Here is a 26031-nt window from a genome sequence, read left to right as displayed (position 1 = left end):
GTTATTTTTGATAGATTTTGCAATAAAACAATTTCCGTAACCTTATATTCACTACTTTTGCCGCTTCAATTAAAAAAATATAAATGGAAACAAAGAATGTGAAAATTGAGGTTGCTGATCCAACCACACTAGGATTGTTTGGTTTGGCAATTGTTACACTTGTCGCATCGTCTCAAAAAATGGAATTGACTTCGGGTCTTTCCTTTGTAATGGTTTGGGCTATCTTTTTAGGTGGCGTTGCACAAATCATAGCTTCTTTATTTGATTTTAAACATAACAATTTATTTGGCGCTACCGCTTTTAGTGCCTACGGATTATTCTGGGTAGGTATGGCTATGAGTTGGTTGATCAAGCTTGGTTGTTTTGGTGAAACATTGGCTCAGGCTGTTGATGTAAAACAATTGGGTTTTGTATTTGTCGGTTACATGCTATTGACAATTGTATTTACCATATCGGGGCTTAAAATGTCGAAAGCGATGTTTGTTCTTTTAGTATTAATCGTGGTTTTGTTTTTAGGACTAGCTTTAGATTCGTTCGGTTGTGGTCATGGATGGCATGCAGTAGCAGCTTATGCAGAATTGGCCATATCGTTGCTTACTTTTTATATCTTGGCAGCAAAGTACCTGAATAGCTTTTTCGGAAAAAATATAGTGCCTGTAGGCAGTCCTATATTGAAATAAGATAGTATAATATAAAACAAAAATAAGGCATCTCTTTCGGGGATGCCTTATTTTTATATTTGATAAATGCAGAATTGTATTATTCAATTTGCATTGTGATTATCACATTGGCAAACTCTAATTATTACTCCGAAAAGTAATAAAAAGGTCTGAGACCTACCTTATTGTTTTCCGCTTGTTGCGATTTCTTTGTTGATCTTTTTAACAAGACCTTGAAGAACTGCACCCGGTCCTAGTTCTACAAATTCAGTAGCACCGTCAGCGATCATATGTTCTGCCGATTGAGTCCATTTTACAGGAGCAGTCAATTGTGCGATAAGATTTTTCTTGATTGTTTCCGGTTCAGTTTCAGCAACTGTTGTTACGTTTTGATAAACTGGACAAATAGGTTTAGAGAATTGAGTCTCGTTGATTGCTTTCTCTAATTCTTCTTTAGCCGGATTCATCAATGGTGAGTGAAATGCTCCACCAACGCTTAGTTTAAGAGCACGTTTAGCACCTGCTTCTTTCAATAGTTCGCAAGCTTTATCGATACCTGCATTTGTACCCGAAATAACAATCTGTCCGGGGCAGTTATAATTAGCAGGAACTACCACCTCATCAGTAATAGAAGCACATACCTCTTCTACCTTTTCGTCAGGTAAGCCAAGTACGGCAGCCATTGTCGATGGATTTAGCTCACACGCTTTTTGCATAGCCAAAGCACGTTTATAGACAAGTTTCAAGCCATCTTCAAACGATAAAGAGTTAGCTGCTACAAGAGCCGAAAATTCACCTAAAGAGTGACCTGCTACCATATCGGGTTTAAATTCTTCACCTAGAGTTTTAGCAAGGATTACTGAATGTAAAAATATAGCTGGCTGGGTTACTTTAGTTTGACGTAAGTCTTCGTCTGTACCGCTGAACATTAAATCGGTAATGCGAAATCCAAGAATCTCATTCGCTTTCTCGAATAAATCTTTGGCTACGGGAGATGTTTCGTACAAGTCTTTACCCATTCCTACGAATTGTGCACCTTGACCTGGAAATACAAATGCTTTCATTTTGTTTTTATTAAGTACTTTCAACTGTTTATTGTCATATTATATGGTAACATACTTTGGCTATGACATCTACCAAAGTAATAAAAAAAGTCCGAAGACTTAATGGTTCTGATAAGGTTGGCAAATTTAATAAAAAAAGATAAGAATATACATCCTTATCTTTTTTGTATCGAAAGTTGTCTACCTAAAAGATTGATTCTTAGTCGAGATCCATAAATTGTATTATCACCTCTCTATTATCATCGGGATATATTTGGTGGAACTGGTCAATAGTTTCCTGAGTTTCTCTGATCGTTATTTCAGGGCAGTCTTCACCCGGTGTGTAGCTCTCTCCAATTGGTATTGCAAAAGAACCACCCATGCTGTTATTGCCCATTCCTACACCAAGCGAGAAACCTTTCTTTATTTTATCTCTGTCGGTTGGTGTCCACTTCATGAAAATATCACCTACATAATAAGCTTTGTCGGCCTCATTAAAAGATAGTGTAAGACAACTGTTTGTAAGTATCTTACGGAAGGTTCCTCCATCTTTGTATTGAATGAAATCGGTGAGATTATTTCCAATCTGCATCTTTAGACAGAAAAAACCGTCTTTGCCGACCTTCACTTTGGATGTTCCTCTCGGACTTCTTAGAAATTGTAATTCAATCTTTTCATGGTCTATATCCGAATCATTATCTAAAATAAAGCGACCAAATACGATTGCTTCATTAGGCTTTGTCTTTATTGGTTTAGCACTGGTGCATACCATTAAAGTAAATATTGCCAATGCGAAAAGAGTGAAGTTTTTAATAGATAGCATGTTATTCATTTTTATCTTATTATGTTCTAAAAATCTTCTTGATAAGATTGACAAATTTAGTAAAAAAAGGAATCGGAGTTAAGCGCAAGGTTGTAATTAAGTAAATACAACTATTTATTGTTGCCTCTTTGCGGTTGATCTACTGTTGTTACCGAGTTAATTATTTGACTGAAAGTTCTATTCATTACGAAAACTCCTTACATTTGCAGCTTAAATTATCAGATATATGGATTCTGCAACAAAAGAACGCTTCTTTGTGCATTTTAAGGGCAATCGTTACAAGCTTATAAGTATGGCTAAGCATAGCGAGACTTTAGAAGATATGATAGTCTACCAAGCTCTTTATGGAGAATATGGTATATGGGTAAGACCTGCATCCATGTTTTTCGGGAAAACGGTTGTTGACGGAATTGAAGTCGATCGATTTAAAGAGGAAATATAGAAAAATTTTGTATTTGTCGGGATTGCGACCGGTGCATATCATTATTTAGTTTGTTGTATGAACTTTAGATAATCTACCCTTGTTTAGCTATTTTATGAAATGTCAGCTGTTACTCATATTTACCCTTGCTACTACATGTGTTGGGGCTCAGGATAAATCGTTGTCGTATGGTGCAAGCCTTATTTCGGAGCTGCAATACAACCTGTCTAATAAAGATCAAGATGTGCCAAAGTGGGCAAATCTGCTGGCTCTGGATGCTGAATTGAAAACCGACCGTTGGTGGAAGAACGGAATGTTTAAAGCTTCATTCTGGAGCATACGCAACTCTTTTGACAGACCCATTGCAAAGGATCATCTTATTTTTTCGAATATAGATGCCAAGAGTCACCTTCTTTTATGTTCGGCATTGGGTTATGAGCACAGGTTCGGTCGGTTTATGGTTTTCGGAGGCATCAGAGATGTAAATATAGACTATTTTACAACACCCTGCGACCTCTTTTTCACAAACAGTTCGGCAGGAATAACCCCTACTATTTCGCTCAATTATAAAGCGGCCGTATATCCTATGGCGGCAATGGGAATACATATGGAGTATTCCTCAGATAATTTTGTGTTTATGAATTCTTTTTACAACAATCTCAAAGGTGTTAATGAAGACAATATTTTTCAATTCGGTTTTAATCCCGTAAAGAATGGTTATGTCAATTTTTCGCAGGTCGAATATTCTGCAAATTCCGGTATTTATTATTTAGGCTGGGTAATGGAAAAAACACCTGAGAGAAATTTCAGGTATTCAACGTATATATCGGCGGAAAAAAACATTGCCCGTTTTAGCGGTTCTGTACTCAGAGCTGCATCAAAGATTGGATATACACCCCAGAAAGATCATTACTGCCGTACTTATTTAGGGTCAGGCGTTATCTTATCTAACCTGTTGGAAGATAACGAGAAAGATCGTTTGGGATTAATGTTGGTATATGCTGATCTGGCAGACGATGATGAGCTGGCAGCCGAACTTACGTATGTTATTGAATTATTCCCGTCGGTATATTTACAACCCGCCCTCCACTTTATTAAACATACCAAAATGAATGAGCTCCTTGGTCTTTTGCGAGTTACGGTAAACCTGAATCACTGAGTTGTTGTGATGGTTCTGTGCTTTTCCATTTGGAATTAAATGGCTTATTTCTTATGAAAACGTTCGCTTAAAGATTAATCTTTTATTTCGAATAAGTACTCCGATAATACAAGGGCTGTCTCAAAAGTGGAATAGGTACACAGAACATATCAGATACACAGATATTAATTTTATATTCAGTGTTCTGATGCTACTTTTGTGACAGACTCTTGTCGTAAATAATCAATTTTACTTTATATATTGTACTTTGCTTGCGTCTCTTGGCTTAGCTTCGGGACTTTCATTCTTATAGCCGATTGAAATACCAAAAGCTACTTCATGTGTATCAGGCATATTGATTTCCTTCAAGAATTCTTTAGCATCCGGATCGTTCAGAATACTAGCCATATTACCGATAGTACATGTTCCGATATTCATAGATTCGGCACTAAGTAGAATATTTTGTGCTAATAAACCACAATCAACAAGGCTGGTTGGATTGTTTTTCTCTCTACCTACAATAATAAGAGTAGGTGAGCCATGAAATACACTAAAACCCGGTTCTTGCGAACGTGAAGCACTGCCTTTCAAATCTTTTCCTTTTGCTTTTTCAACAAAGCTGTCATTGATTCGTTTCAGAAGGTCTGCATTTTGAATTACACGCACTTCCCACGTTTGTTTGTTTAAAGCACTAGGTGCATTAATTCCACAATCGATAATAGTATCCAGTTGTGCCTGATCTATTTGCTCAGGTTTGTATGCTCTAATACTTCTACGATTTTTAATCGCTTCTACTACTTCATTCTTATGTTGTGGCATAGTTGTTGCAATTTCTTTTTTCGATTCTTTGCAAGAGATAAAAGCCAAAGCTCCAATTAATAAGATAAGTGTTTTTTTCATATTCTATTTGATTGTTATTAGTTTTACTTCTATCTCTTTCTCGTTTTCAGGAAAAAGTCGTTTGAAACGTTTCACGGTAAACTCTGTGCTTTTTACATCGGCTGCGATACAGTTACCATCCCTGCTATTTTCTGCCAAATGACCTATGATACCCGAATGTACTCTTTCATTTCCATGATTAGGACTCCAGTTTATATAAATATTTCCTATATAATAAACGATTTCGCTATTCTCTATATTTATAGTAATACAGTCTTTGGGTAAGTTATGATATTTGTTACCGTAGTCAAGCATTGTTATATGATTTTTCCCTATGGGAACTTTTACTGCAAAATATCCTTCCTCATCGAGTCTGGCTACAGTTTTACCCCAATTACGCTCATTAAAATGAATCCATATGTCCTGAGTCTTTATCGACTTATCTTTGTATATATTTAATCGTCCAAAGACAATAGCATGCGTAGGCGTCGTTTCGGTGGTGGTTATTTTTCCAGAACTACAACTGTTTAAAAGAAAAAAAGAGAATAAACAAACGATAATATATCTCATGTTTCTATTTTACTGTGCGTTCTCGAATTGCTTTAAGAAGCGTACATCGTTTTCAGAGAACATACGCAAGTCTTTCACTCTGTATTTGAGGTTGGTAATACGTTCAATACCCATACCCAGAGCATAGCCGGTATATACTTTACTGTCGATTCCACAATTTTCTAAAACGTTAGGATCTACCATTCCGCAACCTAGTATTTCCACCCATCCTGTGTGTTTACAGAAAGGACATCCTTTTCCTCCACAGATGTTACAAGAAATATCCATTTCGGCACTAGGCTCGGTAAATGGGAAATAGGAAGGACGCAGACGTATTTTTGTATCTGCACCAAACATTTCTTTTGCGAAGAAAAGCAATACTTGTTTCAAATCGGCAAACGATACGTTTTTATCAATATAAAGAGCTTCTACCTGATGGAAGAAACAATGTGCACGATAAGAAATTGCCTCGTTACGATATACACGTCCGGGGCAAATAATGCGGATAGGAGGCTCTTGTTTTTCCATCACACGTGTCTGTACCGACGAGGTATGCGTACGCAATACTACTTCGGGATTACGGGCAATGAAGAATGTATCCTGCATATCACGGGCAGGATGATCGTCCGCAAAGTTCAAAGACGAGAATACGTGCCAGTCATCTTCTATTTCGGGTCCTTCGGCAATAGAAAAACCTAAGCGTTTAAATATATCGCAGATTTCTTTTTTTACCAACGAAAGCGGATGACGGCTTCCCAATTGTACAGGATAGGCTGTACGGGTAAGATCTATAGTTTCCTCTGTTAAATTGGAGTTCTCCAGATTTTCTTTTAATTCATTGATTTTGTCCTGAGCTTTGTTCTTTAGCTCATTAAGCCTCATTCCGAGTACTTTTTTCTCTTCTGCTGCTACATTTCTGAAATCGTCCATAAGAACAGAAATCGCACCTTTTTTACTCAAAAATTTGATACGCAGATCTTCCAACTCTTGAAGGTTGGCAGCTTTTACTTCCTCTATATCAGATAGTAGTTTGTTTATTTTATCAATCATCAGATTAAAACTTAGTCTTCTTTTTATTGCTATAATTAGAACTTAATTACAAAAATACACTTTTCTTTTTTAAATAGAGAAACAGTAATTCAATAATAAGGTGATAATGTGTATTATTTGCGGCGGTAACACTCGATAACACTAAGTAACCAAACCGAAACACATTTCATGGTCGGTGCTCCCTAGATTTGTATTTATAAAATCGGGTAGACTATGAAGAACTTATTTATTATATTATTCCTTAGCATTTCATCAGTACTCTGGTCGCAAAACTGTTCCCTTACAGGGATGCTTGTTGATGAGTCAAGCTCCGGAGTTGAAGCTACTGTATGTATTCTGGTATCCGTAAATGACAGTACAAATATAGAAACTGCTTTGTCAAACGAAACGGGCAGCTTCTCCTTCGAAAATTTAAAGAATGGTAAGTATATTCTTTATCTGCAACATATGGCATTCGTTCATCAGAATAGGGATGTAATCATAACAGAAGCACAAGCCGATTTAGGCACTATTGTTCTGGATGCTTCTTCTACTCAATTAGGTGATGTTGTTATTAAGAGAGAGCGTCCGATTGTAAAAAGTGAAAATGGCAGACTTATTTATGATGCTTCACTGCTTTCTAAAGACAAAGCGATATCCAATGCTTTTGATATGCTGAGAGATGTACCGGGCATTATCGCCACAGGTGATAAAATAGAATTGGTAGGAATGTCGAAGTATACCATTCTTATCAATGGGCAAATTACCGGTATGTCTTTTGAACAATTAATGGCAACATTGAAATCGATCCCTGCATCGAGGGTTACTAAAGTCGAGATTATGTACAGCGCTCCGCCTCAATACAATATAAGGGGAGCTGCCATAAATGTAGAACTGAAAGATGATATGACCGACCTTCCTTCTTTACAGGGACAAGGTACGATGGAATATCGGCAGGCTCATTATGCGGGACTAATGACAAACGCTAATATCTTATATACCAAGCCATCATTTGTATTTGATATGAATATTAGCCTTGATAAAGGTAAATCCTTGAAAGATGATCCGATGTTTGCCCGTCATCAATTTCAGAATAACGAATATGAAATAACTCAACAAAACGGAGGCTATAATAACAATAGTGCATGGAACGCCCGTTTAGGAGCTACTTTTAAGTTAAGTAATAAAGACCAGTTGCGATTAATCTATAATGGAAATTTTAACAGTATCAATGCAAAGCGAACGACTAACGCTCTTTTTCTCGAAAATGGCGAATTCTATAAAAGTATAGATTCACGAAGCCGCATAGCAACAGACTCGTACCTGCATAATATCAACGCCGAATATAATTCGCACAGGGGCATCATTGCAGGTGCCGATTATACTAATTACGAAGACCCTACTACCCAGTATTATGAAGATTACGATATTCATGTTTTAGAAAACGCTTATCGTACAGAAACATCGCAGAAGATAGGTAAAGCCACTTTTTATGCGAATCAGACAGTATCGGCAGGTGAAGGATGGGAGATAAATTATGGGCTTAATTTTTCGATGTCAAGAAGCAGAAGTCAATATGAATATTTTAAGAACTCCGAAAATGCGATTGTTGATTCATTGAGTAATACAAAACAAAAGGAGTCTGCTGCTTCATTGTTTACAGGCGTAACTAAATCATTCGGGAAATTATCGACTCAGATTTCATTTTCCGCCAATAAATTTAAATCGACAATCGATTTACCCGATGAGTCTAAAACCTTATGGAACGATTTTCAGCCTTTCCTGAATGCTAATCTGACATATACTCATAATCCCAATCGTATTCTTCAATTGTCGTTCTCCTCAGATATTGAGTACCCTTCTTATTGGGCATTGAGTCCTAATATATGGCAAATAAATGCATACTCTGTATCGAAAGGAAATCCCGAATTAAAATACACTAGGACTTATGAAACCCAAGCGGTTTTTATCATTAATCAGAAGTATGTTGTAATGGGGTATTACAATTACAAACCGAACTATTCGGTGCAACTCCCCTATCAATCGGATGACAGATTAGAGACTGTATTTCAGGTTGTAAATCTCGATTATCGAAAAATGTATGGTTTGGTTTATATCCATCCTCTAAAGATTGAAAATATTTGGGACTCGAAGGCAACGGTAAATCTTTTCAGATTGGAGGAAAAGGATGATAGCTTTCATGGCATTCCTTACAATCGATTTATAAATTCGTTTCAGGTAGCACTGAACAATACATTTAATATTTCGTCAAAGCCCAATCTTAAACTGGATGTTGCAGGAACCTATACCTACGGAGCTATTCAGGGAGTGTACGATATCGGGCATATGTCGGACGTGACTGCGGGGCTTAGATGGTTATTCCTGAATGATAATGCGGAACTGATTGCAAGGGTACAGGATATATTCAAGGGGAATGCAGCTACAGTAAAAGTGAATTACGCAGACCAATACAGTTCGATGAGAACGGGACTGGATAGTCGTATATTGAGACTATCGTTTATTTATCGTTTTGGGAACTATAAGAATAAAAAGTCAAAAGAAGAAACTCCCGACACTTCCCGATTCAATAGGGGGAATTGACGGTGAAATATAAGGGGAACCATTTATTTTAATATCATCTTATAACCAATTCCCCTTATATTTATAATTTCGACATTGGAGTCATGCGAAAGCTTCTTTCTTATTTTTACGATGAATACATGGAGACTGCGTGTATTGAAAAAACTATCGTCACCCCATAAATCGAGTAATACCGATTTGTTTTCGAGTATATTATTCTGATTGATGCATAAACGTTCCAATATACCGGCTTCCCGATGGGATAAAGTCTCGGAATGTGTTCTGTAAGTCAATTTCTGCTGCAATGAATCGAATGTATATTCTCCAATCCGATAGATTGTCTGTTTGGGTTCTTCGGATTGAACTCTGTTTAAAAGCGATTTTATTCTGATAATTAATTCTTCCATTCCGAAAGGCTTTTTCAGATAGTCGTTGCCCCCCGTTTCAAAGCCTTGAACAACATCTTCGGTCTTAGACTTTGCACTAAGAAAAAGTATGGGGGTATGTTTATCGCTTTGACGGATGAGTTGAGTCATACTGAAACCATCCATTTTTGGCATCATAATGTCTGCAACCACAATATCAGGTTTGAGCTTGAAGAAGACTTGTAAGCCTTGTTCACCATTTGGAGCACAATCTACACAGAAATCTCTTTTTTCGAGAGTGTCTTTTATTATCATCGATAGAGCCGGCTCATCTTCAACCAGCAATACCCGTATCTTTGTTTCTATGCTCATATTTTTCAAATTTTTATTGTAAAACAAGTCCCTTTACGCTCCGTGCTGTCAACGTTTATAGTCCAGCCGTGTTTATCGACAATTGTTTTTACATAAAACAATCCTAGTCCATAGCCTTTTACATTGTGAATATTCCCTGTCGATACCCGATAAAACTTATCAAAGACTTTATTGATTGAGCTTTGCGGTATTCCTATTCCATTGTCCTTTATAGAAAGAATAGTTCTATTGTCTTTTTGTTTAGCCGATAATACTATATGAACCTTCTCTCCCGAATATTTAACCGCGTTTTCAATCAGATTATTAATAATGTTAGGGAAATGTATCTTATCTGCTTTTATAGTAAGATCAATAGGTGTGACATCTATTTCGAATGTAATCTTTTTAGGAGTATTGATCAGAAATTGGTTACGCATCGATTCATATAAATCAGATATGGATATATCACCTAAAGCAAGTTTCAGGTTTTTTCGTTCTTCAACCGACATCGTAAGTATCTGTTCTACCAGATTATTAAGGTTCATAAGTTGCTCTTTCGAAACATCTAAGTATTTATCCCGTTTTTCAAGATCATCCATCATCCCGAAATTCTGAAGTGCGTCAATAGCTGCATATGTCACAGATATGGGAGTCTTTAACTCATGAGTCATATTGTTTACGAAATCGCTTTTTATTTCATCAATGGATTTTTGCCTGAAAATAATCCGAAGCAGATAGATGTATGAAATAATTAATAACACAATCATCAGAAGGGAAATAACCACAAGGGTAGACATCTCCTTCAGAATATACAAGCGGGGTTCCTTCAAATATATGCGGTAAGCGTATTCATCGTTAATAGAATAAGGGAAAATATAAGGCTTGTACAGACTTTTGTTGATGTTCTGTAAACTATCTATAGAACTAGCTAAAAGACTGTCGTTTTTAGTATTTATCTGTTCCGTAAAATAGGGAATATTTACGTCTCTTCTTTTTAACTCGATATGCAAAATACTATCATATCTTATCAGAGAAGCGGCTTCCATAGTATCGATAACAGAATGTATGCCCTTCTGAATAGAAGTGTACATCATCAGATTGTCATTCCATCTGTTATTATTGCGTTCATCTTTACCGTCTATCATGACATTCAAGTTGGGTTGATAAGCCACTAAAGTATCATAGGGTATCATATCTAATGCACCTTCTTTCATCATTAATTCAAGCGTTACCGATTTCACCCTTAAACCGATTTCCGTAAAATCGGCACTATTCATGGCATCCATTATCGATATATCCATTTTTTTATATTGTTGGTCGTAAAAAGTTTTCAACCAATACAATTGATAGACAGATACCGAAATCAAAGAGATCAGGATAATGGAAGCTATTATTTTGATGCGAAGTTTCATATAACTGGTTATGCAAGTAATTATACATACTCTGGCGATTATGCCCTACAAAAGCAATAAAAAGGTCTGCGACCTTACCGGCAAAAATAAGAATCCCTCAGCATATTCAATACACCGATAACACTTAATAACACAATGGGGAGAGTGGCTTAATCTTTTCTTGTTATGGCGTAATACACCTCTTTGGCTAAAACCCGTGCACCTGCTTCATTCGGATGTATCTGATCGGGGAAATTTTCCTTCATATTACTTGTCGGCGTGTGCAGATTTATGATTTTAATGTTACATTCTTCGGCAACTTCGGTAATGAAAGGAATTATATCGTTTACAATAATGCTATCATTGATTCCCCGTTCAGCAGTATATGCCTTGGCAGGGTAACATAGATATATCAGGGGATGTGATACTAATTGTTGAAAAGCCTCGACCATCGTTCTTAAATCGTGTTTGTATTCATCCTTATATATCCAGTTCTGAGGTTTCGAGTCGTTAGTTCCCAATTTTATAACAACAATATCAGGATTATATTCGAGGGCATCTTTAAACTTCTGCTCCTGCATATACGGATGATCTCCTTTGTTGAGTATAGTTCGTGCACTAAAGCCGAAGTTGCGGACTTCGTACTCGTTGCCTAACATTTGCCCCAATACGGACGGATAGCTGTTTTGATCGCGGTCTTTCACGCCTGCACCAAATGTAATACTGTTGCCTATACAAGCTACTTTTATTTGTGCAAAAGCACTTGTTCCAACAATGAGAAACAGGAAGAGAAATGATACTAAATGTTTTTCCATGTGATTAAAGGTTCTGTGAAATATGATGTTAGGTAACGGTAAATATTGAATGTGATATTTTATCATCATAACAGCCTATAGTTGCTATGATTCCCGAAGTAATAAAAACGTCACGCATTACGTCTTCGTCAATACTGCCTGTAAAAATAATAAATAGCTCTGTGACCTTGATTATTTTTTGTTACTTTGTTTCTGGAAAAAATGAGAAAATAGATTAGCCAAATGATAGAGCTAAAAGATATAACTAAAGTATTTAGACATAAAAACCGCATTACGACAGCACTTTCGGGTGTTTCACTCTATGTACCTAAGGGTAAAATTGTAGGGGTGATCGGTGAATCGGGAGCGGGCAAAAGTACACTTATCCGATGTGTAAATTTGTTGGAACGTCCGAGTTCGGGCGAAATATATGTGGACGGGCAAAATCTGACTCAAATGTCGGAATCGCAGTTGGCAAAAGCGAGACGAAATATAGGAATGATATTCCAGCATTTCAATTTATTGTCGTCACGAACCGTATTCGATAATATTGCTTTTCCTTTAGAACTGGATAAGACCCCTAAATCGGAGATAATTATACGTGTAAAGGAACTGCTTAAATTAGTAGGACTGGAAGAAAAAGCAAACGATTATCCTTCTAAACTATCGGGAGGTCAGAAACAGCGGGTAGCCATTGCGCGAACTTTGGCTAGTAATCCTAAAGTATTGTTGTGCGATGAGGCTACAAGTGCCCTTGATCCTGCAACCACCCGTTCTATACTATCGTTACTGAAAGAGATAAATAAACGTTTGGATATTACTATTCTTCTTATCACCCATGAAATGGATGTGGTAAAAGAAATCTGTGATGAGGTTGCTGTTATCAGCGACGGGCAATTGATAGAGCAAGGAACGGTTGCCGATATTTTTTCGCATCCTAAAGCGGCTCTGACAAAGCAGTTTATTGCATCTTCACTGCATATGGAGATACCTGTCGATTATCAGGAAAATCTGGTTGCTTCTCCCCAAGCTGGAAAACATCCTTTGTTACAGCTCGAAATAACAGGGCAATCGGTAGATGCACCCGTACTTTCGGAAGTGGCACGCCTGTTCAATATAGACAGCAATATAATTAATGCCCGTATGGATTACGTGGGAGGCATGAAATTTGGAGTTATGCTTGTCGAATTTATCAGTTCGGCCGAAAATGAGAATCGGGCGATAGAGTTTTTGAAAAGTAAAAATATTAAAGTGGAGGTATTAGGCTATGTCTGATTCGATGATAGAAATATTAATAAAAGGAACTTGGGAAACAATTGTAATGACTTTTGTTTCGGGTTTCTTCGGGTTTGTATTGGGATTGCCTATTGGAGTCTCACTTTTTATAACAAGTAAAGGGCAAATAAGAGATAATAAGTCGATAAATAAGACTTTGGCATTCTTTGTTAATATATTCAGAGCTATACCGTTTATTATACTTATTGTCTGGATGATTCCCTTTACACGTCTGATTGTAGGAACATCCATCGGAGTAGAGGCGGCATTAGTTCCATTGAGTATTGGTGCAGCCCCATTTATAGCACGTATGGTCGAAAACAGTTTATTAGAAGTACCTTCGGGGTTGGTGGAAGCATCACGGGCAATGGGAGCTACCCCTTTTCAGATCATACGGAAAGTGCTGTTACCCGAAGCCATGCCTTCGCTCATCAATTGTGCGTCCATTACGTTGATTACTCTTGTGGGATATTCGGCAATGGGTGGAGCAGTAGGTGCAGGAGGCTTAGGTCAGGTTGGTTATCAATATGGTTATGTGGGTTACGATACTACGGTTATGAATGTAGTGTTGGTACTCTTGGTTGTATTGGTATTTATTATTCAGACTTTAGGGAATTTTATTTCAAAGAAAGTAGATCACAGGTAAAGTCTCAGACCCTAAATAACATAAGACTCTAAGATGAGATTAAAAATATTTCAGATATTCGTTATATGTCTTGCATCCGTTATTCTGTTTAACTCTTGCGGACGCAGACGAAAAAACGACCCTAATTATATCCGTGTAGCTGTAGTGCTTGGACCCGAATATATTGTAGCGAAAACAGCTCAGAAAGTAGCCAAAGAAAGATACAATCTGGATGTCGATTTGGTTACGCTTACCGATTATGTTGTGCCTAATACACTACTCGATCAGGGGGATATTGATGCCAATGTATTTCAGCATGTGCCGTATCTCGAAAATCAAATGAAGGAACGAGGCTATAAACTGGCGGTCGTAGGCAATGCCTTTGTATATCCTTTGGCAGGGTATTCAAAGAAAATAAAATCGCTGGACGAACTAAAAGATGGCAGTACCATTGTAATACCTAACGATCTGACAAATGGAGGTCGTGCTCTTCTCTTAATGCAAAAGCAAGGTTTGATAAAGCTTCGGGACAATGTTGGCTTTATTCCTAAAGTAACAGATATTATAGAGAATCCCCGAAATTTTAAAATAGTAGAATTGGAAGCACCTCAACTTCCTCGTGTTCTGGATGATGATAAAGTAACTATTGCTATCATAAATAATACATTTGCCGCAGGTGTGGGACTCACCTTGCAGGATGGCATCTTTGTAGAAGAGAAAGACTCCCCTTATGTTAATGTAATAGTTTCCAGAGAGGATAATAAGGATGACGACAGAGTGAAACGATTTGTAAAGGCTTTTCAATCGGATGAGGTGGCAGAAACTGCCAATCGGGAATTTAAAGGTGGAGCGATAAAAGGATGGTGACACTTTATTACAAGATGCTAAAAATTGCAGATAAAAAACTACGGAATTATAATCCCGTAGTTTTTTAATTTGTAGGAAGTAATGTAGAGTTGTAAGACGATTCCAAATTCAACAACTGTAAATCATAACATATCAACATATTAAAATATTGCAACAGTATCTATTGTGCCGTCAGGGGCAATATGAGCACTAACAACAGCATTGTAAGGCTTTGCACCGGGGTAAACACCTTTAGCCTCCGCCTGAAAGCGATAATTAATGCCATTTACAACTTGTTTCGATACTTTTTTGGCTTTATAACTTACGCCGACAATGCCGTCCAATATTAAATCGAATGCTTTTTCATCCTCCTCTGTCAAATCGTTAAATTCGGACCATCCGCCCAAACTGTTAGCTTCACATATATCGTAAGGAATAACTTCTTCGAATAATATCGTTCCGCTTACCGGATTATACTTAGCAAACTGAAGAGCGCCTATCGCATTCTTTTGAACCGGCATAAACGAATAACTTTCAATACCTTTGCCACCTATTAGTTTTGGGGGTAACTTTGTGACTCCCAACAGAGCAATATTTTCTAGTTTCACCAAGATGGTAATCTCTAAGACTCCGGCTTGATACTCTCTTTCTATAGTGAAAACTTCACAAAATCCAAGTTTTTTCATGTTTTGATTATTTAAATGATTAATAAATGAAAGTTTTAAATCTGGCTAATTAAAGGATTGATTTTATCCCACACTTTAGAATAAGGCACATAAAAATTCCTATCAACAACTGTGATTTGAAGTTCCGATATGCTCTCGTTCCATCTTCCCTGAAGTTTTACACCATTGCTGTGAACGTCTACATTCCAGGGATTCGTTCCTGTAACACTTGCTCCACTTTGTTTTAGTTTGTCCAATATCAGTGTGATTTTTTCTTTTGTTATGCCTCCATAACGATTTTCTTTGCCGCTTGCCATTTGATGTAAATTTTAAGTAACTATTCAATATTTATTGACGATTTTATCACATCATTTTTAAAGAAAAGAATATACATATTTTTGATCGGGATGATCAATACGTACAGCAGTATATCCGACTAAGACAAAGTTATAAAACGAAATAATTTTCTTTGTCACTATTCATGAATGGTGACAAAGAAAATCCTAAGAAACTGATGTACAATCACCTGATTATAGTTTTTATTTATAACCAATAAACAAAAACTATTTATTTTTTTCTGAAATGGGAAGGTGTAAGACCAGTTATCTTTTTAAAATACTCATAGAAAGATTTCCGGTTATTAAAACCGACCATCTCCGCTACCCCATCAATGGTTATAATATTGTGTTCGGGCGATGACAAAATACGTATAGCCTCTTGTATACGGTACTCGTTTATGTAAGTATTAAAATTCTTTCCGGTTACTTTATTTATGGCAGATGAAATATATTTACGGTTTATATGTAGTTTTGAGGCTAATAGTTCCATTGTCAGATCAGGATTCTTGTAATTTTTATCGGCCAGAATAAATGTTTTTATCTGTTCCATTATTTGCATCTCTTCTTTTGTCGGCTTATGATGTATCATCGTTTTATCGGAATACTCTTCCTGCTCTTTGCCTATAACATCATCTGTCGCTTGTTGTGCCCATTGACGATTTTTTTCGACTAACAGACGAAAAGCGGTTTGCTTACGGCGATAGAGATAAAAAATGACGGACAACGCTAAAATACTTATTATTGACAGGATGAGCCCTGCTACAAAACGATTATGTTCTGCTTTTATCTGCTCATTACGAATTTGCAGTTCCTTAGTGCCGGCTTCCTGTTGAGCCTGAAGAATATACTGTGAACTGAATAGAGTTTCCTCACGCTTGTAAATAGCCACAAGAGAGTCATTGTATTCTTGAACCTTTTCGATATCGCCTGTCGTTACATGGTATTTGGCCAATATAGAATAGGCTTGTTTTAACCTCTTGTTACGATTATACTGATCCTTATTTGCATAAAAGAGTATACTGTCAACTACCATTCCCATTTGAGCAAAATTATTTTTACTGAAATACGACTGACACTGACAAGCATACATCCCTGCAATATGCCCATAATCGTCTCCCTGTTTCAAAAAGGGCAATACTGCCAAATCCAAAGATATGGCTTTGTCGTATTCTCCCTTCAACATTGCATTACAACCCAGATTAGACAGGGCGACAGCATTCTGTACGGGACGGTTCAATACTATATCTTTACTTTTGAGAATAGATTTAAAATAATAGTCCGATATATCCATCTTGCCTTTATTCGCATAACAGATTCCAATAATTTTACGGGCATTTAAACTGGCACAGTCGGTAAATGATCGCGGAGGCTTTTCTGTAATCGCTTTTTGCAGTAGGCTTATACTTTTATCAAAATCCCTGAAAAGATAGTATGCCTCTCCTAACATAAAATAGGACGTTCGTTTATCCGGATAATGGCTTTCCTCTACTGTAGACAGCCTCTTTTCCAATGCTATGGCGATAGTGAAAGCTTTACCATAATTGCATGGAACAGACCAGAATGCAAGCGAGAAAGACCGGGTAAGAGCTTCAAGTTCAAGATTTATTTCTCCTTCGCCATTGGCATTCATTGATAATTCCTGCAAGCGGTTTATTTTGATTAATAATTGATTGTCGTTGTTTTGAGGTAAGTTTATTATTTCATGGTATCTTTTGTCCAGCAGCTTATTGGTCGTAATTGTTTTTTTCGTTCCTTCTTTTTGATAAACTGTAAACGCTTTATGGTATGCGCTGTCTGCATTCTCTGCGTCTAAAGTTCTTTGATATAATTGCAATTCGGGATAACCATCGGAATTTTGAGCAAAGGTCAGCAGGTTGCATAAAAACAGAGGCAACATAACCGATATTAACTTCCTGATATGGCAATGAATTTTTGTAAACATGCATTAAAAAGAACTTGATATGTTCCGGAAAACAATATAGGAAAAAAAATAATCTATTTCATTTTTTTATTACAATTAAGTAATTCTTATCTTTGAATTGTAACCTGTGTGTCTAGGCTTTTTATTTCGTTGTTCCATATCATGAAAAAAGTAATATTCTCCCTATTATTTATATTTTACTGTGCGTTGGCTTGTCCTATATATTTCAAGCATATAGGAGTTAAAGACGGTTTGTCTCAATTATCGGTATTGAGTATACATCAGGATAAATTGGGACGGATTTGGTTTGGTACAATGGAGGGACTAAGTATCTATAATGGCTCGGAAGTAGTAAGTTATAAGGGAGCCAATGCTTTGCCCCGATTAACAATTGAAGGGGAAAAAATAACCAATATCACAGAGAATAAAGAAGGCAATATCTTTTTTATGACCAACGATAAGGGGCTGATGAAATATGACCTCAAGCAACACAAGTTCTCGACATTCGAAGGATTAGAAGTATCTGCGCTTTCCTCTATTGACGGAACCATATACATCGCATCAAAAGACACCATATATACATGGGACGAACTTACAAACAGCTTTAGTTTCAAACTCGCTCCTATCATAAGTAATAAAATAACTAAAATATTCAAAGACCACCAGCAGCAATTTTGGATAGGAACCTTATCCGGCTTATACAAACTGTTACCTGATAATACACCTGTATGTGTAATTCCTGATAAGGAAATCTGGCAGATATTCGAAAGTTCTCACAATGAACTATGGATAGGGACACGTATGGAAGGTATGTATAAAATAGATTCCCAAGGTACAGTAACAGCTTTTACGCATAATCCAAAAGCTGAGAATGGTATTAGCAGTAATCAGGTAAGGACATTTGTTGAAGATTCCGATGGTAATATATGGATCGGTACTTTCGGAGGTTTAAATAAATATGAACGGAAAACAGGCAGGTTTAGTCTTTACATAAATAACTATACATCCGGTAGCCTTGCTCATTCTTCTATCTTTTCTTTATTTATCGACCGACAAGGCTCTTTTTGGATCGGATCGTATTATGGAGGAGTTAATTTCTTCAATCCTAAAAAAGATGTGTTTACATATTACGGAGTAGATCCACTTCGCGACAATTCGCTCAACTATCCGTTTGTTGGTAATATGGTTGAGGATAAAGATCATAATGTTTGGATATGTACCGAAGGCGGCGGCTTGAATATGCTTGATCGAAAGAGAAACCGTTTCAAATATTACACTGCCGATAACGGAGGCAACGGACCCAATCATAACAACCTGAAAAGCATTTGCTATGATTCTCTCGCCAATAAATTGTACATGGGTACTCACACGGGAGGTATAAGCAGTTATGATATTTCAGACGGAAAATTCAGAAACTTCCTGAATGAACCAAGCAAGGACGGTTTGTTTCACTCTATTCTTTTACAGACTGTTTTTTATAAAGGAGATCTTTATTTTCAGGATACTCACGGATTATTTAAAATGGATGGTAAAACAGGGAACATAATTCCTCTGTATCCTGCCGGGTTATTTGATAAGTATTCGGGAATAAGCTTTATTATCGACTCCAAAGGATATCTATGGATATCCACATTCAGGAATTATATAGCCCGTTTGAATTTGAATGATCCTAAAGAAGAAATCAAGGAGTATTATTTTGAAGAAAAATTTTCGACAGCAAGATCACTAACCCTATTCGAATCTAAAAGTGGAGATATATACGTCACAACTTTAGGGCTTGGCTTATTGAAGCTCGATATAAAGAACGGGGCTTTCACTTCCTATACTTCCGAAAAGGGACAGTTGCTGAGTAATTATTGCTATAATGTTGCAGAATCTCATCTTGGGCATTTAATTGTAATCGGCGATAAAGGTCTTTCGATTTTAAACACTAACAAAAGATTGATTAAATCAATTAGTATCAGCCGATTATTACCTATATCGTCATTTAACAGAGGTAATGCAATACTGGTGTGTGAGAACGGAGAGATATTTGTCAGTACTACCGAAGGGCTTATATCTTTCTTTGAAGAGGATTTATACTCACCCGATCCTCCTTATAATCTCTATTTCTCGAATTTAATGGTGAATAATAAAGAGGTTTTACCCGACGATGGCTCCTATATCTTAGATGATATATTTGCTTATACTTCTAAAATCTCGCTGAAGCACAACCAGAATAATCTGATGATTACTTTTGCCGGTAATGATTATGCGACTGCTTATAATCCTCGTTTATATGAGTATAAATTAGAAGGTCTGGATAATCATTGGATTACTACCAACAAAGCGTCTCTTGTATACACTCATTTAACACCCGGAGAGTATACCCTAAGAGTGAGGAGTCACAATACTTATAATACCGACAATCTATCGGATGAAATTCAATTGGAGATTATTGTGCATGCCCCTTTCTATGCAACATCCTTTGCATGGATAGTATACATGTTACTTTTTGCCTCCTTGTTGTATGCATTCATTTATTTTAGGCAAAGACAGATAAGGCTTGAAGCCTCACTGCAATATGAGAGAAAAGAAAAACAATATATAACAACATTGAATAAGGCGAAGCTTTCGTTCTTCACAAAAATAAGTCATGAATTTCGCACACCGTTAACGCTTATAATTACCCAGATCGAACTACTGATGCAAGGTAATACATTGTCTAAATCGGTGTCGGACAGGATTCAGAAAATATATAAGAATTCGTACCGGATGAGAAATCTGGTAAATGAAATTCTCGATTTTCAAAAAATGGAAGATGTGAGAACTCAACTGCATATCTATCATGCCGATCTTATACCTATTCTGAATGATATTTTTTCATCATTTAAGGAAAAAGCACAGTCTAAAGAGATTAAATATAATTTCGAATCTTCGTCGGAAACTCTATTTTGTTGGTTTGATCCCGAACAATTGCAAAAGGTATTTTATAATCTTTTGTCGAATGCCTTTAGCTATACACCGGCAAAAGGTACTATAGAGTTGATTGTACTTGAAAGTGCCGATAAAATAACTGTGAAGGTTATCGATAATGGTGTAGGCATTGACAAAGCCGATATAAAAAATATATTCGACCAATTCTATCAGGCAAGTAATAACATAAAAGCGGAAGACCCCTACCTCACTACGGGAATGGGCTTGGCTATCTGTAAAGAAATTGTAGAGTTTCATCATGGTACGATGTCGGTTGAAAGCAAACCCGATTATGGAAGTATATTCATTGTAACTTTGAAAAAAGGTGTTGAGCATTTCGAGAAAGATAGCAATGTTAAGATAATACGGGATGGTTATGAGGCTGTAAAAGAGGATACATTACCTGCGATAGATTTTATTGGAAACGAGTCGGAGGATAATTCAGAAGTTGAAGATGCTCCGATGGCTAAACTTTATACGATTCTGATAGTAGAAGATAACGAAGAATTATCCGAATTATTAGAGTCTATTTTTTCCCCCTTTTATAAGGTGCTGATTGCTTATAATGGGAAAGAAGCTTTACGAATAGTAATGGATAGAGATAGCATGCCCGATATTATATTGAGCGATATTATGATGCCCGAAATGGACGGGACGGAACTATGCATGCGTATCAAGAATAATATCAACACAAGCCATATTCCTGTAGTTTTACTGACAGCTAAAACTTCGGATGAACAGAATCTTGAGGGCTTGCAAAAAGGGGCGGACGATTATATAATGAAGCCATTTAATGCGAAAATACTTTTGACACGCTGTAATAATTTAATTCAGAACCGGCTACGTCTTCAAGAAACATTCAGAAAGCAGGATTCTACCGACATTCAACTTTTAGCTAATAATACACTGGATCAGAATTTTTTGAAAAAAATAGAAAAAGTAATAGACGATAATCTAAATAATCCCGAATTTGATATTAATACTTTGGCTCGTGAAATGGCTATGGGGCGTAGTTCTTTATTTGCCAAATTCAAGATTCTTACAGGAATTGGACCCAATGAGTTTATACTCAATTACAAATTGAAACGGGCAGCTTTCATGTTGAGGAATAATACCAATTTGCAGATTAATGATGTTGCAGACGAATTTGGTTTCAGTTCAGCCCGTTATTTTAGCAGATGTTTTAAACTTCAGTTCAATATGTCTCCTAATGAATACCGCAAAAAAGAGGATGATAATTGAATAGAAATACACCCGCCACAATCTTGATAATTATATTTGTATTCTATTTTAAGTGAACTTATGCAGCATTATTTAAATATTACAGTCTGTTATAATAGAGTTTATATTCAACAGATTACTATATGCTTAATTTATAATGATTTATTTTAAACACAGAGAACACAAAGTTGTTTTCCATAAAGATCACAACAATAAGGTATTATAAATAAATTTTGTGCCTAAACTTTGTGTTCTCTGTGTTTAAATCTCTTTGTTTCAATAGAATATTCTTTTATTGAATATAAACTCTAATAATTATTAATTTATTAACCAAAGTCATAAATAGGTCTCAGACCTTAATAACTAACATTATTAATTATGAAAAAAAAATTGTTCTATTTTTTTATTACTACTCTATGCCTTATTGGCTTTGTATCATGTAGTGACGATGATGAAGATACCGATATCAAATTTCTCTACGGCTCCGAAAAGGTAAGTTCGGTAAGTGTAACTAGTGTTGACAAAATCTCGGTTGAAACTCGTAATGCTAAGGGTACATATACCGTTAAGTCGAACAATGAAGAAATTGCAACAGCAAAAATTGATGAGTATGAAGATTTAATCACAGGCAAAAAAGATTTTAGAATTAATATTCAAGGCATTAAAGAAGGAAGTACCTCTATTACGGTGATTGATAGTGAAAACCGGTCGGCAACACTAAAAGTAGATGTGATCATTAAAACAGTCTCTCTTATGATTACAAGTCAAGGAGCATCTGTTGAGGCTGAGAACGGAACTCCCGAAGATCAACCAGCTATTGATAAAGTTACAGAAGAAATTAAGAGTAAATTGGCTCCTATAGGTGGAGGTTTCAAGCTTATTTATGCTTCACAATATGAGGGAACTTTAATTTATTATCCGAATATTCAGAAACTATCAGAAAAAGTAGAAGGGACATTCAAATTTGAAGGTAATGAAGCTACTGAAAGAATGATTCTCAAATTTTTCTATAATAATACAGAATATGTTTACGATCCTTATGGAGGAAGTGCGTTAACTTATTCGACAAGAACCAGTGAGGTTCGAGTTGTTTTTATGCGTGATTTTACAAATGATTATATTGGAATGACAAAACCGAAAATAAAGAAAGCTAGCGGAGCTTTGTTTATGTCTCCACGTATTACTTTTTAATTCATCTGGAGTTACAGATAAGTCTGAGAATTCAATCCAAATCATAATTCAATAAAAAAGTGAGGCTATCAAGCTTCACTTTTTTATTGAAAAGAAATACGATCAGCGTTTTACGTTCTCCAACTTCACTTCCGAAATAGATGCTTTGCCCGAAGTTATCACAATACGGACATCGCTGGCGATTGTTTTAGGGAAAGAATAAGTTGATAATTTTTCTGTCTCTTTAATATCTCCTTTAAACACTGTGAGAAACTGACCGCCACCGCTCGATAATTGAATCTCGAAAGCAGCAGGATGTTCTATGGCTTTCCAGTAGATACCTATTCTATCGGGCTGTGTATTTTCTTCCATTACAAAAGTCAGATAATCACCATTTACACCGTCCCATTCGGTATTGTTGTTATTATCCAGTACCATAGATACAGATTCGTTTACACCTGCAATTTTCTTTAGAACCGTTTGTTCTCCATAAGGCGCTACTGTAAGTATATCTTTCAGGCGAATATCCTCGGATGAAGCTCCGATCATAATGCGGAAATCTCCCGGTTCTATCACCCAATTATTATCCAAGTTGAGAAGTTCAAAATCTCTCGGATATAATGTGAAGGAAACTTCTTTGGTTTCTCCTGCCTTAAGATGTACACGCTCGAATCCACGAAGATTCTTTTCGTATGTGGTTACCGAACTGATTATATCACGGGTATATAATTGTACAACCTCATCACCATCCCTATCACCCGTATTTGTTATTTTACAGCGTACAGTAACCTCTTGCTTGGGCGTGATTACAGAAGGCGATATCATGAGGTCTGAATATTTAAAAGTAGTATAGCTCAATCCATATCCGAATGGGTATAAAGCTCCGTTAACCCGGCTCATATTACCTTGCATTCCTACGCTTCTGCCACCATCTACTTGCGAAGCTGGTTTTACGGGAAAATTGAAAGGTATTTGCCCCACAGTTTTAGGGAATGTAACAGTCAGTTTTCCACCCGGATTATAATCTCCGAAAAGTACATCGGCAATAGCCTTTCCACCTTGTGATCCCGGATACCAAGCCTCTAAAATAGCAGGCACATATTTATCTGCCCAGTTGATAGAATTGGGGCGACCGTTTATCATAATCAAAACAACAGGCTTACCCGTAGCTTGAACTGCTTGTAAAAGATTGAGTTGTCGTCCCGGTAAGTCGAGGCTCGAACGTGATTTATTCTCGCCACAAGTTCTGTTATTGCCTCCTAATACCACTATCGCGACATCGCTTTTCAGGGCATTAGCAACAGCTTTGTCTATCTCAGCTTGTTCGTCAGTAGTTAGTGGACTTGGCAATATCTCCGATTCAGGCCAGTTTGCATCTACCAGATCACAACCTAAAGTATAGAGAATCTCCGTGTTTTTGCCCACCTTAGCAGTAATACCATCCAATACGGACGACACTTCAACGGCTAAAGGTCCGTAGTGAGTTAACGCATACGATGCATCGTTGGCATTGGGTCCGCAAATACTGATTGTTTTTACTTTGTCTTTCGACAAGGGTAGGGTATTATTCTCATTCTTTAGTAAGACCAAAGATTCGCGTGATGCTTGTAAAGCAATTTGTTGATTTTCGAGGCTGTTCACTTCTTTATCAGCAGCTTTTAAATCTATCTGATAAGGAGCATCAAATAATCCTACTAAGAATTTTACCCGAAGTATATCACGTACACGGTCATCAATAGTTTCCATACTGATACCTCCTTCGTGAATCAATTCTCTGAGAGGTAATACATAAGAGTCTGGTGAGCGGAAAGTACAACGTACATTCAATCCTGCTTCTACCGATTGACGTACCGATTCTTTCATGTCGGCAGATGTACCATGCTTGGAGTGGAGATATTCAACCGCATCGCTATCCGAAACTACATATCCTTTAAATCCCATCTCTTTGCGCAGAACGGTTGTGAGCCAATAATAGCTGCTTTGTATGGGGAATCCGTCGTAATCGTTATAGGCACTCATTGCCCCTAATAATCCTGCTTCTTTTATAACACGTTTCCAAGGATATACATGTATGTTTTCAACTTCTCGAGGTGACATTTGTGGGTCTACACGAGCCATGCCTTCGCGTCCGCCTTTGTTGTTGCTGTATGCAATATAATGCTTGGCAGTAGAAGCTACCTGATAATCTTTTTGCAGACCTTTAGTCATGGCAACACCTAGTTCGGCAACCAAGTAAGGGCTTTCGCCATACACTTCCTCGTAACGCCCCCATCGCTGATCGCGTCCTACATCCAGAATAGGTGCATAGATATTAGTATAACCCAATAAGCGACCTTCGCGTCCTGTTATATATCCGACTTTGTTAATCAAATCTCTGTTCCATGTATGTCCCAGTCCCAACTGAGTAGGGAAGTTGGTAGCCATATAACTTTCAACACCTCTGATACCTTCGTTCGTAAAATCAGTAGGAATACCCAAGCGTGTTTCTTCAATAAAGAACCGCTGAACCTCATTCAATGCCCATGCGTGACGCGACGCAGGCCACACGAATGGATTGTCGGAAGGAGGCAACCCCCATTGCTGAAACCCGTTGAGATGTTCGTCAATAGCTCCCATACCATCTTTCCAAAGCTTATTTTTCCATTCGGGAGTGGGCAGGTCATCGGCTAAAACCCTTTTGTAACCGTATAGGGTAACCATCTGACAGGTTTTTTCATCCACATTCATTTGGCTGAGCAAGTCTTCTATTCGGGCATCTATTGTGGCAGACGGATCTTCATATACATCCATTTTGCCATTCTTGTTAAAGTCGATCCACCCTTTATGATAAATAGAGTTCTTAGGTAATTGATAGATTATTAAATCTTTTGCAGGAGGTATACGCGAGTCTTTCTGAGCCATCGTAAATAGACTAAGGCTTAACAAACTACACGTTAATAAATATCTCATAAGCTATGGTTTTGTAGGGTTTGAGGTCGGAGACCTTTTTATTG

General features: G+C 37.0%; 21 protein-coding genes. 9 read left to right on the top strand and 12 right to left on the bottom strand.

Annotated elements, in window-relative coordinates; translation table 11 throughout:
* Positions 1-83: 83 nt before the first annotated feature.
* Positions 84-680 carry an acetate uptake transporter gene (locus CLV62_RS07235; RefSeq protein WP_110310117.1) on the top strand — a complete coding sequence of 199 codons (597 nt, stop codon included), beginning with the start codon at positions 84-86 and terminating at the stop codon, positions 678-680.
* Positions 681-841: 161 nt separating this feature from the next.
* Here the strand turns inward: CLV62_RS07235 and fabD are convergent, their stop codons facing one another.
* Positions 842-1723: an ACP S-malonyltransferase gene (gene fabD, locus CLV62_RS07230; RefSeq protein ID WP_110310116.1), complete on the bottom strand. Its 882-nt coding sequence runs from the start codon at positions 1721-1723 to the stop codon at positions 842-844.
* Between the two features lie 199 nt (positions 1724-1922).
* The gene (locus tag CLV62_RS07225; protein WP_146212712.1) at positions 1923-2525 is read right to left on the bottom strand and encodes a hypothetical protein; all 603 of its coding nucleotides are present in this window, start codon (positions 2523-2525) and stop codon (positions 1923-1925) included.
* 226 nt (positions 2526-2751) lie between these two features.
* Here CLV62_RS07225 and CLV62_RS07220 point away from each other — a divergent pair, with 226 nt between their 5' ends.
* Positions 2752-2967 carry a DUF1653 domain-containing protein gene (locus CLV62_RS07220; protein ID WP_110310114.1) on the top strand — a complete coding sequence of 72 codons (216 nt, stop codon included), beginning with the start codon at positions 2752-2754 and terminating at the stop codon, positions 2965-2967.
* Between the two features lie 94 nt (positions 2968-3061).
* Entirely contained in the window at positions 3062-4105 is a 1044-nt protein-coding gene (locus tag CLV62_RS07215; RefSeq protein WP_110310113.1) for a hypothetical protein, read from the top strand.
* Between the two features lie 228 nt (positions 4106-4333).
* On the opposite strand, the gene CLV62_RS07210 is transcribed toward CLV62_RS07215, so the two are convergent.
* The 3 genes from CLV62_RS07210 to pheS are packed head-to-tail and all read right to left on the bottom strand — an operon-like array spanning position 4334 to position 6562.
* Complete coding sequence (locus CLV62_RS07210) at positions 4334-4984, bottom strand: nitroreductase family protein (RefSeq protein ID WP_110310112.1); 651 nt, start codon at positions 4982-4984, stop codon at positions 4334-4336.
* A 3-nt stretch (positions 4985-4987) separates the two neighbouring features.
* Entirely contained in the window at positions 4988-5533 is a 546-nt protein-coding gene (locus CLV62_RS07205) for a hypothetical protein (RefSeq protein WP_110310111.1), read from the bottom strand.
* 9 nt (positions 5534-5542) lie between these two features.
* Positions 5543-6562, bottom strand: coding sequence for a phenylalanine--tRNA ligase subunit alpha (gene pheS, locus CLV62_RS07200; protein ID WP_110310110.1), 1020 nt, complete (start codon positions 6560-6562; stop codon positions 5543-5545).
* A gap of 213 nt (positions 6563-6775) precedes the next feature.
* Here pheS and CLV62_RS07195 point away from each other — a divergent pair, with 213 nt between their 5' ends.
* Entirely contained in the window at positions 6776-9142 is a 2367-nt protein-coding gene (locus tag CLV62_RS07195; RefSeq protein ID WP_110310109.1) for an outer membrane beta-barrel family protein, read from the top strand.
* Positions 9143-9165: 23 nt separating this feature from the next.
* Here CLV62_RS07195 and CLV62_RS07190 read toward each other — a convergent pair whose 3' ends face one another.
* The 3 genes from CLV62_RS07190 to CLV62_RS07180 form a co-directional block, all read right to left on the bottom strand.
* Positions 9166-9858 carry a response regulator transcription factor gene (locus tag CLV62_RS07190; protein ID WP_110310141.1) on the bottom strand — a complete coding sequence of 231 codons (693 nt, stop codon included), beginning with the start codon at positions 9856-9858 and terminating at the stop codon, positions 9166-9168.
* A 5-nt stretch (positions 9859-9863) separates the two neighbouring features.
* Positions 9864-11249 (bottom strand): sensor histidine kinase, encoded by a 1386-nt coding sequence (locus CLV62_RS07185; protein ID WP_110310108.1) that lies wholly within the window; start codon positions 11247-11249, stop codon positions 9864-9866.
* Positions 11250-11398: 149 nt separating this feature from the next.
* Positions 11399-12043, bottom strand: a complete 645-nt coding sequence (locus CLV62_RS07180; protein ID WP_245904038.1) for a GDSL-type esterase/lipase family protein — start codon at positions 12041-12043, stop codon at positions 11399-11401.
* A gap of 222 nt (positions 12044-12265) precedes the next feature.
* Here CLV62_RS07180 and metN point away from each other — a divergent pair, with 222 nt between their 5' ends.
* From metN to metQ, 3 genes are read left to right on the top strand one after another with little or no spacing between them, the layout of a single operon-like run.
* The gene (gene metN / locus CLV62_RS07175) at positions 12266-13297 is read left to right on the top strand and encodes a methionine ABC transporter ATP-binding protein MetN (RefSeq protein ID WP_110310106.1); all 1032 of its coding nucleotides are present in this window, start codon (positions 12266-12268) and stop codon (positions 13295-13297) included.
* A gap of 4 nt (positions 13298-13301) precedes the next feature.
* Positions 13302-13943 carry a methionine ABC transporter permease MetI gene (metI, locus tag CLV62_RS07170; protein WP_245904037.1) on the top strand — a complete coding sequence of 214 codons (642 nt, stop codon included), beginning with the start codon at positions 13302-13304 and terminating at the stop codon, positions 13941-13943.
* 33 nt (positions 13944-13976) lie between these two features.
* Entirely contained in the window at positions 13977-14789 is an 813-nt protein-coding gene (gene metQ, locus CLV62_RS07165; RefSeq protein ID WP_110310104.1) for a methionine ABC transporter substrate-binding lipoprotein MetQ, read from the top strand.
* A 140-nt stretch (positions 14790-14929) separates the two neighbouring features.
* On the opposite strand, the gene CLV62_RS07160 is transcribed toward metQ, so the two are convergent.
* From CLV62_RS07160 to CLV62_RS07150, 3 genes are all read right to left on the bottom strand, one after another.
* The gene (locus tag CLV62_RS07160; protein ID WP_110310103.1) at positions 14930-15454 is read right to left on the bottom strand and encodes a hypothetical protein; all 525 of its coding nucleotides are present in this window, start codon (positions 15452-15454) and stop codon (positions 14930-14932) included.
* A 35-nt stretch (positions 15455-15489) separates the two neighbouring features.
* On the bottom strand, positions 15490-15750 hold the full coding sequence (locus tag CLV62_RS07155; RefSeq protein ID WP_110310102.1) for a hypothetical protein: 261 nt from the start codon (positions 15748-15750) through the stop codon (positions 15490-15492).
* A gap of 250 nt (positions 15751-16000) precedes the next feature.
* Positions 16001-17713 (bottom strand): helix-turn-helix domain-containing protein, encoded by a 1713-nt coding sequence (locus tag CLV62_RS07150; protein ID WP_110310101.1) that lies wholly within the window; start codon positions 17711-17713, stop codon positions 16001-16003.
* Between the two features lie 141 nt (positions 17714-17854).
* Between CLV62_RS07150 and CLV62_RS07145 the strand changes: the two genes are divergently transcribed.
* Positions 17855-21889, top strand: coding sequence for a hybrid sensor histidine kinase/response regulator transcription factor (locus tag CLV62_RS07145; RefSeq protein ID WP_110310100.1), 4035 nt, complete (start codon positions 17855-17857; stop codon positions 21887-21889).
* Between the two features lie 357 nt (positions 21890-22246).
* Complete coding sequence (locus tag CLV62_RS07140) at positions 22247-23059, top strand: hypothetical protein (RefSeq protein ID WP_110310099.1); 813 nt, start codon at positions 22247-22249, stop codon at positions 23057-23059.
* A 102-nt stretch (positions 23060-23161) separates the two neighbouring features.
* On the opposite strand, the gene CLV62_RS07135 is transcribed toward CLV62_RS07140, so the two are convergent.
* Positions 23162-25987, bottom strand: coding sequence for a glycoside hydrolase family 3 C-terminal domain-containing protein (locus CLV62_RS07135; protein ID WP_110310098.1), 2826 nt, complete (start codon positions 25985-25987; stop codon positions 23162-23164).
* Positions 25988-26031 lie beyond the last annotated feature (44 nt).

It is taken from the genome of Indolivaga alginatilytica (assembly GCF_003201355.1).
In the GTDB taxonomy this organism is placed as follows: domain Bacteria; phylum Bacteroidota; class Bacteroidia; order Bacteroidales; family Dysgonomonadaceae; genus Dysgonomonas_A; species Dysgonomonas_A alginatilytica.
The sequence above is the reverse complement of the archived record's forward strand: the minus strand, read 5'-3'. Positions and strand labels throughout refer to the sequence as shown.

What these genes read in the sequence shown, in the direction of transcription:
- CLV62_RS07235 (WP_110310117.1), top strand. Translation starts at nt 84, where the DNA reads ATGGAAACAAAGAATGTGAAAATTGAGGTTGCTGATCCAACCACACTA.
- fabD (WP_110310116.1), bottom strand. Translation starts at nt 1,723, where the DNA reads ATGAAAGCATTTGTATTTCCAGGTCAAGGTGCACAATTCGTAGGAATG.
- CLV62_RS07225 (WP_146212712.1), bottom strand. Translation starts at nt 2,525, where the DNA reads ATGCTATCTATTAAAAACTTCACTCTTTTCGCATTGGCAATATTTACT.
- CLV62_RS07220 (WP_110310114.1), top strand. Translation starts at nt 2,752, where the DNA reads ATGGATTCTGCAACAAAAGAACGCTTCTTTGTGCATTTTAAGGGCAAT.
- CLV62_RS07215 (WP_110310113.1), top strand. Translation starts at nt 3,062, where the DNA reads ATGAAATGTCAGCTGTTACTCATATTTACCCTTGCTACTACATGTGTT.
- CLV62_RS07210 (WP_110310112.1), bottom strand. Translation starts at nt 4,984, where the DNA reads ATGAAAAAAACACTTATCTTATTAATTGGAGCTTTGGCTTTTATCTCT.
- CLV62_RS07205 (WP_110310111.1), bottom strand. Translation starts at nt 5,533, where the DNA reads ATGAGATATATTATCGTTTGTTTATTCTCTTTTTTTCTTTTAAACAGT.
- pheS (WP_110310110.1), bottom strand. Translation starts at nt 6,562, where the DNA reads ATGATTGATAAAATAAACAAACTACTATCTGATATAGAGGAAGTAAAA.
- CLV62_RS07195 (WP_110310109.1), top strand. Translation starts at nt 6,776, where the DNA reads ATGAAGAACTTATTTATTATATTATTCCTTAGCATTTCATCAGTACTC.
- CLV62_RS07190 (WP_110310141.1), bottom strand. Translation starts at nt 9,858, where the DNA reads ATGAGCATAGAAACAAAGATACGGGTATTGCTGGTTGAAGATGAGCCG.
- CLV62_RS07185 (WP_110310108.1), bottom strand. Translation starts at nt 11,249, where the DNA reads ATGAAACTTCGCATCAAAATAATAGCTTCCATTATCCTGATCTCTTTG.
- CLV62_RS07180 (WP_245904038.1), bottom strand. Translation starts at nt 12,043, where the DNA reads ATGGAAAAACATTTAGTATCATTTCTCTTCCTGTTTCTCATTGTTGGA.
- metN (WP_110310106.1), top strand. Translation starts at nt 12,266, where the DNA reads ATGATAGAGCTAAAAGATATAACTAAAGTATTTAGACATAAAAACCGC.
- metI (WP_245904037.1), top strand. Translation starts at nt 13,302, where the DNA reads ATGATAGAAATATTAATAAAAGGAACTTGGGAAACAATTGTAATGACT.
- metQ (WP_110310104.1), top strand. Translation starts at nt 13,977, where the DNA reads ATGAGATTAAAAATATTTCAGATATTCGTTATATGTCTTGCATCCGTT.
- CLV62_RS07160 (WP_110310103.1), bottom strand. Translation starts at nt 15,454, where the DNA reads ATGAAAAAACTTGGATTTTGTGAAGTTTTCACTATAGAAAGAGAGTAT.
- CLV62_RS07155 (WP_110310102.1), bottom strand. Translation starts at nt 15,750, where the DNA reads ATGGCAAGCGGCAAAGAAAATCGTTATGGAGGCATAACAAAAGAAAAA.
- CLV62_RS07150 (WP_110310101.1), bottom strand. Translation starts at nt 17,713, where the DNA reads ATGTTTACAAAAATTCATTGCCATATCAGGAAGTTAATATCGGTTATG.
- CLV62_RS07145 (WP_110310100.1), top strand. Translation starts at nt 17,855, where the DNA reads ATGAAAAAAGTAATATTCTCCCTATTATTTATATTTTACTGTGCGTTG.
- CLV62_RS07140 (WP_110310099.1), top strand. Translation starts at nt 22,247, where the DNA reads ATGAAAAAAAAATTGTTCTATTTTTTTATTACTACTCTATGCCTTATT.
- CLV62_RS07135 (WP_110310098.1), bottom strand. Translation starts at nt 25,987, where the DNA reads ATGAGATATTTATTAACGTGTAGTTTGTTAAGCCTTAGTCTATTTACG.